This is a genomic window from Mycoavidus sp. B2-EB (genome assembly GCF_014218255.1).
Lineage (GTDB): Bacteria > Pseudomonadota > Gammaproteobacteria > Burkholderiales > Burkholderiaceae > Mycoavidus.
Genome location: NZ_AP021872.1, coordinates 746909 through 759880 on the forward strand (window position 1 = coordinate 746909; position 12972 = coordinate 759880).

Consider the following 12972-nt stretch of genomic DNA (forward strand, 5'->3'; position numbering starts at 1 on the left):
TTCTGCTTGAGTCTTGGCATGTTGCTCAAAAATTGGGCGTCATGCATATGGGCTAGGGAGCAAACCAAATGAACGAACCAGCGCATCCGGGGTGCCTATAGCCTTATTCAATAAGCTGAAAATGGGTATCGCAGCTGGTTTTAGACCTAACCCTTATGGAGTATTTTTATGTCTATTACGATGCGGCAAATGTTAGAGGCGGGTGTTCACTTTGGACACCAAACGCGTTTTTGGCATCCAAAGATGGCGCCTTACGTTTTTGGCCAGCGTAACAAAATCCACATTATTAACCTCGAAAAAACTCTGCCAATGTTTCAAGATGCGCTGAAATATGTGCGTCAAGTGGCGGCCAAGCGGGGGACGATCTTATTTGTTGGGACCAAACGTCAGTCACGCGATATTCTTGCTGAAGAAGCTGCGCGCGCTGGAATGCCTTATGTGAATAGCCGCTGGTTGGGCGGTATGCTTACCAATTTCAAAACGCTGAAATCATCGATCAAAAAGCTGAAAGAAATGGAAGCGATGGTCGAGGCGGGCGAACTTGAGCGCATGAGCAAAAAAGAAGCATTGATGTTTGATCGGAGTTTGGAAAAGCTGGATAAATCGCTCGGTGGTGTGAAGGATATGGGCGGGATGCCAGATGCGATTTTTGTGGTCGATGTGGGGTATCACAAAATTGCCATTACTGAAGCGCAAAAACTGGGTGTGCCAGTGATTGCAGTGGTGGATACTAATCACTCGCCAGAAGGCATCGATTACGTCATTCCAGGCAATGACGATTCTAGCAAAGCGGTCGCGCTGTATGTCCGCGGTGTAGCTGACGCGATTCTCGAAGGCCGCGAAAATGCATTGCAGGGATTGGTTGAGGAAGTGCGCGGCGAGACGTCTGAAGATGAATTTGTTGAAGTGAATGAAGAAGCGTAAGCTGTTTTTTCTCAGATAAGAGAAGCGGCAGGGTGGGCCTAGATGAAATGAGCCCCCCTAGCCATTGCATAGTCTGCTTGATCAGATAAATGACCTACTGCTAGAACGGGCAGGCTAAGTAAACCGGATTGATAGGAGTGAAGAATGGCGGAAATCACCGCAAGCATGGTAGCGAAATTGCGCTCTAAGACAGATGCGCCGATGATGGAATGTAAAAAAGCCTTGGTCGAAGCAGGCGGAGACTTGACGCGTGCCGAAGAGTTGCTGCGCATAAAGCTAGGCAATAAAGCGGATAAAGTTTCTGCGCGCGTAACGGCGGAAGGCATTGTGGCCGCCCATATTGATGCTGCAACCCAAGTTGGGGCTTTAGTCGAATTCAATTGCGAAACAGATTTCGTCGCTAAAAATGATGATTTTATCGCCTTTTCAAAACAGGTGGCTGAGCTCGCAGTAACTCACAAGCCGGCCGATCTGACCGCTCTATTGGCGCTTCCTTTGATGGGCGAGACCGTAGATGAGGTAAGGCGTACATTGATTGGTCGGCTAGGCGAAAGCTTAACCATCCGTCGCTTTGTCTGCTATTCCAGCGCGCATAAACTTGCTGCCTATTTGCATGGCACGCAGATTGGCGTGTTGGTGGAATATGAGGGGGCTGATGAGCAAGTGGGTAAAGATGTTGCAATGCATCTCGCCGCTATGAGGCCAATCGCACTCGCGGCAGATGCAGTGCCAGTTGAACAGATTGAAAAAGAGCGTAGAGTCGCTTCAGAAAAAGCCAGCGAATCGGGTAAGCCAGCCGAGATTATCGCCAAAATGGTTGAAGGCAGTGTACAAAAGTATTTGAAAGAAGTGTCATTGTTGAATCAGCCATTTGTGAAAAACGATAAGCAAACCGTTGAGGAGATGCTCAAAGCTGCTCAGAGTTCCGTGAAGCGTTTTGCAATTTACGTTGCAGGCGAAGGGATCGAGAAACAGCAGGGCGATTTCGCGGCTGAAGTAGCGGCGCAAGTGGCTGCTGCCCAGTCGGCGTAAACGCTTATTTCGCAGAGCTTGACTGAGTTCTTTTAGATCAAGTTCTGCGTTTAATTTAAGAATTCTCATGTCAACCTTTATGCCAACCTTTGCCCCCCAGCGCTATAAGCGAGTATTATTAAAGTTATCTGGTGAAGCCCTCATGGGTGATGATGCTTTTGGTATTAACCGGGCAACGATTGAGCGCATGGTGGCCGATATTGCAGAAGCGGTTCAGTTAGGTACGCAGCTTGCGGTGGTGATTGGCGGCGGTAATATTTTTCGTGGCATGGCCGGAGGCGCAGCCGGGATGGATCGGGCGACCGCTGACTATATGGGGATGCTGGGCACCATCATGAATGCGCTGGCGCTGCAAGATGCGATGCGTCATGCTGGGATTGAGGCTCGCGTACAGTCGGCGTTGCGCATAGATCAAGTGGTTGAACCTTATATTCGCCCGCGCGCGATTCGGCAACTTGAAGAAGGCAAAGTGGTTATCTTCGCAGCAGGAACCGGCAATCCTTTTTTTACCACGGATACAGCGGCCGCTTTGCGGGGTTCTGAAATTGGCGCAGAAGTTGTTCTTAAAGCGACTAAGGTAGACGGGGTTTACTCAGCAGATCCACGCCGAGATCCGACGGCAACCCGTTACGCTACAATTAGCTTCGATGAGGCGATCAGCCGTAATTTACAAGTGATGGATGCCACGGCTTTTGCGCTTTGCCGTGATCAGAAATTGCCGATTCGCGTATTTTCGATTGTCAAACCGGGCGCTTTAAAGCGCATCGTGCTTGGCGAGGAAGAAGGGACACTGGTCCACGTATAACCATGCTGTGGGTGTATCGATTTGTCGCCTTTGTGCTAGAGGTTAGCGCACAGTGGCGATTGGGAGCTTTAAATGAGTATAGCTGAGGTTAAAAAAAATATTGAGCACAAGATGGGACGCTCGATAGATGCATTCAAACAGGTACTTGCAAAAATCCGTATGGGCCGCGCGCATACGGGGTTACTTGAGCATATCCAGGTCGATTACTATGGCTCTCATGTGCCGCTTTCGCAGGTTGCTAATCTGACGCTTATTGATGCGCGCACGATTGGGGTTCAGCCCTGGGAAAAGAAGATGGTATCGGTGGTCGAAAAAGCGATTCGTGAATCTGATTTGGGTTTGAATCCAGCTACGCACGGCGAGTTATTGCGGGTGCCGATGCCCGCTTTGACAGAAGAGCGTCGCCGCGAGTTGACGAAAGTGGTTAAGAGCGAAGGTGAAACCGCGAAAATCGTGATTCGAGGGTTGCGTCGGGATGCTAAAGAGCAGCTCGATAAATTGGTTAAAGACGAAGGTGTGCCAGAGGATAGCGGGCGCCGCGCTCAGGATGATGTGCAAAAATTAACCGATAAGTTTGTTTCTGAAATCGACGAATTGGTGCAAACCAAATCGAGCGAAATTATGAAGGTGTAAGGCATCGCACTTGCGGGTCTGCGAAACAGCTATGACCTATACAAGCTCTACTATAGAGGCGCCGGCTGCAGCTCAAAGCCCGCGGCATATTGCCATCATCATGGATGGCAATGGTCGCTGGGCGACGCAACGGCGCTTGCCGCGCGTGGCCGGCCATACTAAAGGCGTTGAAACCGTGCGTAGCATGGTTGAAGCCTGTGCGCGGCGTAATATCTCATACTTAACCCTATTCGCTTTTAGCTCTGAGAACTGGCGTCGGCCAACAGATGAAATTTCATTTCTAATGCGCCTTTTTGTCAGCGTGCTTGAACGTGAAATTGGCAAGATGCATGCGAATGGCATTCGGCTGCGTGTGATTGGCGATTTGACTAAATTTGAGCCACACATCCAAGAGCTAGTGCGCGGCGCTGAGGCAAAGACCGCAAAGAATCAACGCATGACGCTGACTATCGCGGCTAACTATGGCGGCCGGTGGGACCTCACGCAAGCGGCTTCTAAGCTGGCTGCGCAAGCCGTCGCTGAAAAAAGTGTTAAGCCCATAGACGAGGCGGATTTATCAAAACATTTGGCAATGGCGTATGCGCCAGAACCCGATCTTTTTATCCGTACTGGCGGCGAACAGCGTTTAAGCAATTTTCTGCTGTGGCAGTTTGCTTATACTGAACTCTATTTCACGGATATTTTTTGGCCTGATTTCGATGCCCAGGCACTAGATCTTGCACTCGATTGGTATCGTCAACGCGAACGCCGTTTTGGTCGCATCAGTGCGCAACTTGAAGCTGCAGAAAATTTGTTGTCATGTTAAAAACCCGCATTATGACGGCTGCAATTTTATTGACAGTGTTTCTGCCAATGATTTTTTGCACAGGAATGACCCATTTATTAAGTATGCTGGTGATTGGCGTACTAACGTTGGCGGCTTGGGAATGGGCGCGTTTATTGAAGCTCGCGCCTAAACTGCAGATCAGCTATGCGGTGCTGGTGGGCTTATTATTGGTTTTTTTTGCGCTAGCGCCATGGCAGATTAAGGGTCTGTTGCAAGACGCGTCGCCCGCGTTTTTTGGCAATGAGTGGTGGCCGATTTTATATTGGATTGCAGCCTTTTTTTGGGGCGCAGTGGTGCCATTTATCCTACTGCGCAAATCTACGTTAGCGGCGGGTCTCTGGCGAGGGTTTTTGTTGCTGGTCGGTTTTGTAATTTTTCCCGTAGGTTGGCATGCGTTGATGGCCGCGCATAGTGTAGGGCCGACTTTTCTCATCTCTATTTTACTGGTTGTATGGCTGGCCGATAGCGGCGCTTATTTTGCTGGCAAACGCTTCGGGCAGCATAAATTGGCGCCCTTAATTAGCCCAGGCAAGACTTGGGAAGGCGTGTTAGGCGCTTGGTTGTTAGTGCTAACAAGCATGGCTGCGGTGGCAGGCGTAAGTCGCGTTTTCGATGTATTGCCTTTTACTGCTTACGTTGGCTCGTTCAGCGGCTGGTGTGGTTTACTCATTATATTAACCTTACTGGTTGGCGTTGGCGTTGCAGGTGATTTATTTGAATCATTGATGAAGCGGCAAGCCGGTCTGAAGGATTCGAGTGGGCTCTTGCCCGGCCATGGTGGGGTGTTAGATCGATTGGACGCGTTGTTGCCAATGCTCACATTGGCAGTTGGCCTGTATGGGGGGCTGGTGCGCTTGATGCCTCTCTAAAGGTGTGAAGCCCAAAGCGATATGAGACAGCGTCTAACTATACTTGGAGCCACTGGCTCAATCGGCGACAGCACGCTGGATATTGTTGCGCGTCACCCAGAGCGTTTTTCTGTATTTGGGCTTAGCGCGCACCGCAATATTGATAAATTGCTTGAGCAGTGCTTACGTTTTGCCCCACAGTTTGCAGTGGTTGGAAATGCTGGCTTGGCGACTCAGCTAGAAGCTCAGTTAAAGGCTGCTGGCAGTCGCACCGAAGTGGCTTATGGCGAAGCAGCGCTGATTGAGTTGGCGCATGCCGCGCAGTGCGATACGGTAGTGGCCGCGATTGTGGGCGCGGCCGGGCTTGCGCCAACGCTTGCCGCTGCTTATGCGGGTAAGCGCATCTTGTTAGCCAATAAAGAAGCGCTGGTCATGTCGGGTGGCTTGTTTATGGCGGCTGTACGCCATCATAACGCACAGCTGCTTCCGGTAGACAGTGAGCACAATGCGATTTATCAATGTTTATCCACCCGCGCTGGCGTTGAGAAGATTACTCTGACGGCGTCAGGTGGGCCATTTCGTACCCGTGCACTTGCGTCGTTGGCCGAGGTTACCCCAGATCAAGCGTGTGCTCATCCGAATTGGCGCATGGGCCGTAAAATCTCGGTTGATTCCGCCACCATGATGAACAAGGGGCTTGAGGTTATCGAGGCGCATTGGTTGTTTGACGTGCCGATGCAGCAAATTGAAGTACTGATTCATCCACAAAGTGTAATTCATTCGATGGTCAGTTATATCGATGGGTCAGTGTTAGCGCAACTTGGCAACCCAGATATGCGGACTCCTATTGCGCACGCGCTGGCTTTTCCCGAGCGGATTGCAGCAGGAGTTGCGCCATTAGATTTAGCTGCGCTTGCCACGCTCAGTTTTGAACGGCCTCAAGCGGAGCGATTTCCCTGCTTAACGCTGGCCCTCGAAGCATTACGGCAGGGGGGTATAGCGAGTGCGGTACTGAATGCGGCGAATGAAGTGGCGGTTGAGGCTTTTTTATGTGGTGCGCTACGCTTTACTTCGATTGCTGAAGTTGTGGCTGAGGTATTGGAACGGATTGAGCCTAGTGCAGTCCATACGCTAGATGACATACGCGCAGCCGATGCGCAGGCGCGGCGGTTGGCTGCGACAGAAATTGCGGCGCTGGCAATATAAATTTGCTTGAGTTTAAGCGTTCAATCGAATTAGGTTGAGTGGGGGGGGGGAAAGCGCAGTACCGGCTGATCGGGGCATGGCTGTCTAGGAAATAAGATAGCATGATCTGTTATGATTATTGGTTAAGTTTTTCGTTAAGGATAGATGTTGCTTCTACTTCGTTTTGCATTTAAGGCGTTTATGCTTGCTGCTGTCTCAGCGTATGTCACGCTGACGCACGCAGTCGCTCCTTTTGTAGTGAAAGATATTCGGATTGAAGGTCTGCGCCGGATTGAAGCGGGGACGGTGTTTGCTTATTTGCCTCTTAAGCAAGGCCAAGCGTTTACCGATGAAAAAGGCTCGCAAGTGATTCGCGCGCTTTATGCAACGGGATTCTTTAGCGATGTGCGCGTGCTGGCGCAAGGCGATCTGGTTGTGGTTCAAGTGCAAGAACGGCCAATTGTTGCATCGATTGATTTTGCCGGCTTGCGCGAATTTGATAAAGACAATCTGTATAAATTGCTGCGCGGCGCATTAGGTTTGTCGCCAGGCCATTATTACGATAAAAATCTCATCGATAAAGCGACACAAGAGCTTAAGCGCCGTTATCTCACACGAGGTTACTACGCAGCTGAAGTGACGACGACAGTCACGCCGTTTGATCGCAGCCAAGTCAATCTGCTATTTTCAGTGACCGAAGGACCCGTCGCTCGCATCCGGCAAGTCAATTTCATTGGCAATCAGGCGTTTAGAACAAGCACGCTGGAAGATGAGATGCAACTCTCGCCTCCTAACTGGTTTTCTTGGTACACCAGGAATGATTTGTATGCGCGTGAAAAACTGGAAAATGACCTGGAAGGCATTCGTTCCTACTATCATGATAGGGGCTATCTAGAATTTGATTTTGAGTCGACACGGGTTTCCATTTCCCCGGATAAAAAAGATATTTATTTGACGTTTAACCTGCATGAAGGTAAGCCGTACACGGTGGCTAATTTAGAGCTCAGCGGCGAGTTGCTCGACAAAAAAGAAGAGTTGTTGAAGTTGATTAAAATCCGGCTTGGCGAGCGTTTTTCAGCCGCAAAGCTGCGCGCTGCCAGCAAAGCGCTAACGGATAAACTGGGTGAGTACGGCTATGCTTTCGCTACGGTTAATGTGCAGCAAGCGACTGACCAACAGCGGTATACGGTAGCGCTTAATTTTCAAATTAAACTGGGACAGCGGGTCTATGTGCGGCGAGTGAATGTGATTGGCAATAATCGTACGCGCGATGAAGTCATTCGTCGTGAAATGCGCCAATTTGAAAGCGCTTGGTTCGATGGACAGCGGCTGAAATTATCGCAAGATCGAGTGAATCGCCTGGGCTATTTTACGGATGTGAATGTCGCTATGGTGCCGGTTGAAGGAACCAACGACCAAGTTGATGTCGATGTTAAAGTAGCGGAAAAACCGACTGGCGCAGTCAACGTGGGTGCGGGATTTTCATCGACAGATAAGATCGTGCTGTCAGCGGGTGTCTCGCAAGATAATGTATTTGGCTCGGGCACCAGCCTGGCCATTAATGTGAATACGGCTAAAACCTATCGTACGCTGTCGGTTACGCAAGTCGATCCTTATTTTACGATAGACGGCATTAAACGGATTACCGAGGCTTATTATCGGACTTATCAGCCGTTGCTATATGGCGGCTCAAACCTGATGTCAGGTACCAGTAATTTCAGAATCATCAGTATTGGCGGTAATCTGAAATTTGGCATCCCGTTTTCTGAATTTGATACCGTTTATCTCGGTGCCGGTTTTGAGCAAGACCAAATGAAAGCAGATGAAACTGCACCCAAAGCTTACCGGAACTACATTGATCAATTTGGTCGGGTGGTGAATAACGTTCCCCTGACGATTGGCTGGGCGCGCGACAGTCGTGATAGCGCTTTAGTACCAAGCCGCGGTTATTACACTCAAGCCAATGGCGAGTTGGGTACGCCAGCAGGTGACACTCAATATTACAAAATCGATTTGCAGCAACAATATTATTACTCGTTTGCGCGTGGTTTTGTGCTGGGCTTAAATGGGCAGTTGGGTTATGGGCGCGGACTTTCTGGCAAACCGTATCCGATCTTTAAAAACTACTACGCGGGTGGAATTGGCTCTGTGCGCGGCTATGAGCCGAGTTCATTGGGCCCTAAAGATACCGAGAGTAGCGACGCAATTGGCGGCTCTAAAATGTTAGTTGGCAATATTGAGCTCACTTTTCCGTTACCCAAAACAGGCTATGATCGTACGCTACGTTTATTTACTTTCATTGACGGGGGTAATGTGTGGGGTCCAGATCAGCAGATTTCTTTGGGCAGCTTGCGTTATGGCTATGGGGTAGGGCTCGCCTGGATTTCGCCAGTTGGCCCATTAAAATTTAGCTTGGGCTTCCCATTAAGTAAAAAGCCTGGCGATAGCTACCAAAAATTTCAATTTCAGCTTGGCACGGCCTTCTGAAAACGTATCGATTAAAATTGTGCAGACAACCCAATATAGAGGCGTACCGTGTTAAATAATCTCTCTACATCGCATTACGCGTGTTGCTTCGCATTTCTTTTGTGCATGAGTTCGGCCCGCGTATACGCAAGCCCTGTGGAAGTGCCGACCCATGAAGTGCGGATTGCGGCCGTCAATTCAGATCGTATTTTGCGTGAATCCGCATTGGCTAAGGCGGCGCAAGAAAAGCTCAAGCAGGAATTCTCAAAGCGCGATCAAGAACTGCAAACTCTTGCCAAGACTTTAAAAGCGAAGTCTAATAAGCTGGATAAAAATGCCATCACTCTATCCGATCCTGAGCGCAAAAGAGCGCAATTGGAGCTGACGCAACTAGATGCCGATTTTCAGCGCAAGCAACGTGAATTTAGTGAGGACCTTAATCAACGCCGCAATGAAGAATTGGCTGCTGTGTTGGAGCGCGCCAATAAAGTGATCAAGCAGATCTCTGAAGCAAGAAATTATGATTTGATTGTACAAGAAGCCGTCTACGTTAATCCGCGCATTGATATTACGGATGATGTACTCAAAGCGCTGAGTAAACCCAATAGCGGCCTCTGAAATGAAAGCGCAGCCGGCTTCCAACAACAAAATATTCACTCTCGAGCAACTTGCGCAGCAGTTTGGTGGTGAAGTTGTGGGCGATGGCGCTTGTTGCATTCGCGGTTTGGCGCCCTTGGAGAGCGCGCAGTCGCAGCAGCTCAGCTTTTTGGCTAATCCCAAATACCTGGCTCAGCTTGAAACAACGCAAGCCGGTGCTGTATTGATTACCCGCGCTGATTTACTGAAAGTTAAAAACCGTGGCGCGTGCTCGTTTCTTGTCACACCTAATCCGTACGCCTATTTCGCGCGCGTTGCGCAATGCTTTGCCGCAGTGAAACAATTACCGGTGTCGCCCGGGGTTCATCTCAGCGCCGTGATTGACCCTAGCGCGCGCATTGCGGCTACGGCATCGATTGGGCCGCATGTGGTGATTGAGGCTAATGCAGTGATTGGCGAGCGCGTGCGTCTAGAGGCACATGTCTATATTGGGCATGGTGTTACGCTTGGCGACGACGCGCATTTGTCTGCGCAGGTTACGGTGTATCATGGGTGTACGCTTGGCGCGCGGGCGCGGATTCATGCGGGTGCCGTGATTGGCGCAGATGGTTTTGGTTTTGCCCCCGATTTTAATGGTGGCACGGGCGAATGGGTCAAAATTCCACAAACTGGTGCGGTCGTGCTGGGCGAAGATGTTGAAATTGGCGCGAATACCACGATTGACCGTGGCGCAATGACGGATACGGTGATTGAGCACGGTGTGAAAATTGATAACCTAGTGCAAATTGCCCATAATTGTCGGATTGGCGCTTACACCGTGATTGCCGCTTGTGCCGGCATTGCCGGCAGTACCGTGATTGGCCAACATTGTATGATCGGCGGCGCAGTGGGTATCGCCGGCCATTTGACATTAGCGGATCGAGTCATTGTGACCGCCAAATCAGGCGTTTCAAAATCTTTATCTAAGCCCGGCGTTTATACTAGCGCATTTCCCGCGATTGAAAATGCTGCTTGGAATCGTAATGCTGCTTTGATGCGTAATCTCGATAAAATGAAGGCGCGTCTTAAGCAACTTGAAGCATTGCTATTCACTAGCCAAAATAAATAACTATCAGCGTGACTGAGACCAATCATTTTATTTAGGAAATTGATGAGTACCCAAAACATTCAACTCGATATCCACCGGATCCTGACTTTATTGCCGCATCGTTACCCGATTTTGCTGGTCGATCGAGTTTTAGAGCTTGAGCCGCATAAACGCATTAAAGCGCTGAAAAATGTATCCATCAATGAGCCCTATTTTACGGGGCATTTTCCAGCTTGCCCGGTCATGCCTGGGGTATTAATCCTTGAAGCATTGGCGCAGACGGCTGGGCTTTTAACTTTTGCTGAAGAAGAATATGACCCAGCTAAATCGCTTTACTATTTTGTCGGGATTGATAATGCGCGTTTTAAACGGCCAGTCGAGCCGGGCGATCAATTGATTTTGAAGGTAGAGTTTGAGCGTTATTTGCGGGGCATTTGGAAATTTAACGCATGTGCTGAGGTGGATGGCGTTGTGGCGGCTGAAGCGAATTTAATGTGTACGGTTAAACCCGCGGCAAATAATTCCTAAATCTCAAATGCTTAACAAAACAACAATTCAGCATGACAAAAATTCACAGTAGCGCAATCATTGAGCCGGGTGCTCAGCTTGACGAGACCGTCGAGATCGGCCCATATGCGGTGATTGGCGCACACGTTAAAATTGGCGCGGGTACAAAAATTGGTTCTCATAGCGTGCTTGAAGGCCATACTACGCTCGGCGAAAATAACCAGATCGGCCATTATGCGGCACTCGGTGGCGCGCCCCAAGATATGAAGTATAAGGGCGAGCCAACGCGTTTAGAAATTGGAAATAGCAATACCATTCGTGAGTTCACGACAATTCATACTGGCACGGTACAAGATCGTGGCGTGACACAAATCGGCGACCATAATTGGATCATGGCCTATGTGCATATCGCCCATGATTGCAGCGTTGGCAGCCATACTATTTTCTCTAGCAATGCGCAAATCGCTGGGCATGTGCAGGTCGGCGATTGGGCGATCTTAGGCGGCATGGCTGGCGTGCACCAGTTTGTGCGCATTGGCGCATATTCAATGCTAGGAGGGGCTGCGGTTCTCATCCAAGATTTACCGCCGTTTATCATAGCGGCGGGCGATAAGGCGAAGCCGTACGGCATTAATATTGAGGGCTTGCGCCGCCGTGGCTTTACCGATGCAGCAATTGTCACGCTGCGCGCTGCCTATCGAACGCTATACAAAGCCGGTCTTTCTCTTGAAGACGCAAAAACCCAGCTCGCTGAAGTGGCGCAAACGGACGAGGGCTATGCCTATTTGCAAGAGTTATTAGCCTTTATCGTTAGTACGCAGCGCGGTATTGTGCGTTAAGCGTATGGCGTCCAGCATACATCCAGTTGACCAGCCTCCTGCGCCCATCAGCTTAGCCATGGTGGCGGGTGAGGCTTCCGGAGATTTACTCGCCGCGGCTCTTATCCAACAGCTTGCAGCGCGTTTGCCAGCAGTACATAGATACTTTGGCATTGGCGGGCCGCAGATGATCGCGGCGGGCTTTGACGCATGCTGGCCGAGTGAGAAATTAGCGGTGCGTGGTTATGTTGAAGCTCTGCGCAGCATCCCTGAAATCCTGCGGATTCGCCGTGCTTTGAAGCGCCAACTATTTGCTGCGCCGCCTGCGGCCTTGGTTGGCATTGATGCGCCGGATTTTAATCTTGGGCTTGAAGAACAATTGCGTCGCGCGGGCATTCCTACCGTGCATTTTATTAGCCCCTCGATTTGGGCCTGGCGCGGTGCCCGCATCAAGAAAATTAAGCGGGCGACAGATCTCATGCTGTGCGTCTTCCCCTTTGAGCCGGAAATTTACGCGCGCGCAGGCGTGACTGCGCGCTATGTGGGTCACCCGTTAGCGGATGTGATCCCGCTCACGCCGAACCCAAGCGCTGCTCGGCACCGTCTGAATTTATCTGAAGCAGGCCCGATCGTAGCTGTGTTGCCGGGCAGCCGGCACTCGGAAATCGCCCTGATCGCACCGACTTTTTTAGCGGCTATGGCGCTTATGCAAGCTTCTGAGCCTGGGCTACGGTTTATCTTGCCAGCCGCATCAGCCGCAATTCGTGCCCAGTTGCAACCCCTGCTAGACGCGCATCCACAGCTTTCTATTACGGTGCTTGAGGGAGATTCACATAGCGCATTAGAAGCTGCAGATGCTGTGTTGATTGCCAGTGGCACCGCCACCTTAGAAGCCGCGCTGTACAAAAAGCCCATGGTGATTTCTTATCAAGTCCCTTGGCTCACCGCCCAAATTATGAAAAGACAAGGCTATCTGCCTTATGTCGGGCTACCTAACATTCTCGCGGGCCGGTTTGTGGTGCCTGAACTTCTGCAACATCATGCCACGCCTGAGGCACTCGCGCGTGCCATGATGGATCAACTCAATGATCCGGCAAATCGAGCTAGGCTCACCGACATTTTTACCCAGATGCACCACACCTTAAAGTGTGATTCAGCGGTGGTTGCGGCTGACGCGATTGCTGAGTTCATTGAAACCTCACGCGGCGGACAGCGTCGCTCGTGAGTTGCTTAAAGCCCATAAT

The 12972-nt window shown here is 50.3% G+C and carries 13 protein-coding genes; all 13 read left to right on the forward strand.

The genetic code is table 11. The features are described from left to right. Positions 1-168 precede the first annotated feature (168 nt). The 13 genes from rpsB (at position 169) to lpxB (ending at position 12953) form a co-directional block, all read left to right on the forward strand. Positions 169-924 carry a 30S ribosomal protein S2 gene (gene rpsB / locus MPB2EB_RS03410; RefSeq protein WP_185182453.1) on the forward strand — a complete coding sequence of 252 codons (756 nt, stop codon included), beginning with the start codon at positions 169-171 and terminating at the stop codon, positions 922-924. A 144-nt stretch (positions 925-1068) separates the two neighbouring features. After that, positions 1069-1956, forward strand: a complete 888-nt coding sequence (tsf, locus tag MPB2EB_RS03415; protein ID WP_185182454.1) for a translation elongation factor Ts — start codon at positions 1069-1071, stop codon at positions 1954-1956. A 79-nt stretch (positions 1957-2035) separates the two neighbouring features. Beyond that, the gene (gene pyrH / locus MPB2EB_RS03420) at positions 2036-2761 is read left to right on the forward strand and encodes a UMP kinase (RefSeq protein ID WP_185182638.1); all 726 of its coding nucleotides are present in this window, start codon (positions 2036-2038) and stop codon (positions 2759-2761) included. Positions 2762-2833: 72 nt separating this feature from the next. Next, positions 2834-3394, forward strand: coding sequence for a ribosome recycling factor (gene frr, locus MPB2EB_RS03425; protein ID WP_185182455.1), 561 nt, complete (start codon positions 2834-2836; stop codon positions 3392-3394). Between the two features lie 31 nt (positions 3395-3425). Further along, positions 3426-4199, forward strand: a complete 774-nt coding sequence (gene uppS, locus MPB2EB_RS03430; RefSeq protein WP_185182456.1) for a polyprenyl diphosphate synthase — start codon at positions 3426-3428, stop codon at positions 4197-4199. Next, a complete protein-coding gene (locus MPB2EB_RS03435; RefSeq protein WP_185182457.1) occupies positions 4193-5089 on the forward strand; it encodes a phosphatidate cytidylyltransferase in 897 nt (298 codons plus the stop codon). Before uppS ends, MPB2EB_RS03435 begins: the two co-directional genes overlap by 7 nt. 21 nt (positions 5090-5110) lie before the next feature. Then, a complete protein-coding gene (locus MPB2EB_RS03440) occupies positions 5111-6274 on the forward strand; it encodes a 1-deoxy-D-xylulose-5-phosphate reductoisomerase (RefSeq protein WP_185182458.1) in 1164 nt (387 codons plus the stop codon). 144 nt (positions 6275-6418) lie between these two features. Next, entirely contained in the window at positions 6419-8740 is a 2322-nt protein-coding gene (gene bamA / locus MPB2EB_RS03445) for an outer membrane protein assembly factor BamA (RefSeq protein WP_185182459.1), read from the forward strand. A 105-nt stretch (positions 8741-8845) separates the two neighbouring features. Next, positions 8846-9337, forward strand: a complete 492-nt coding sequence (locus MPB2EB_RS03450) for an OmpH family outer membrane protein (protein WP_185182460.1) — start codon at positions 8846-8848, stop codon at positions 9335-9337. Between the two features lies 1 nt (position 9338). Beyond that, complete coding sequence (lpxD, locus tag MPB2EB_RS03455) at positions 9339-10424, forward strand: UDP-3-O-(3-hydroxymyristoyl)glucosamine N-acyltransferase (RefSeq protein WP_185182461.1); 1086 nt, start codon at positions 9339-9341, stop codon at positions 10422-10424. Between the two features lie 42 nt (positions 10425-10466). After that, on the forward strand, positions 10467-10931 hold the full coding sequence (gene fabZ / locus MPB2EB_RS03460) for a 3-hydroxyacyl-ACP dehydratase FabZ (RefSeq protein WP_185182462.1): 465 nt from the start codon (positions 10467-10469) through the stop codon (positions 10929-10931). A 32-nt stretch (positions 10932-10963) separates the two neighbouring features. Then, positions 10964-11749 carry an acyl-ACP--UDP-N-acetylglucosamine O-acyltransferase gene (gene lpxA, locus MPB2EB_RS03465; protein WP_185182463.1) on the forward strand — a complete coding sequence of 262 codons (786 nt, stop codon included), beginning with the start codon at positions 10964-10966 and terminating at the stop codon, positions 11747-11749. Positions 11750-11753: 4 nt separating this feature from the next. Beyond that, a complete protein-coding gene (lpxB, locus tag MPB2EB_RS03470; protein WP_185182464.1) occupies positions 11754-12953 on the forward strand; it encodes a lipid-A-disaccharide synthase in 1200 nt (399 codons plus the stop codon). The last annotated feature ends 19 nt before the right edge of the window (positions 12954-12972 follow it).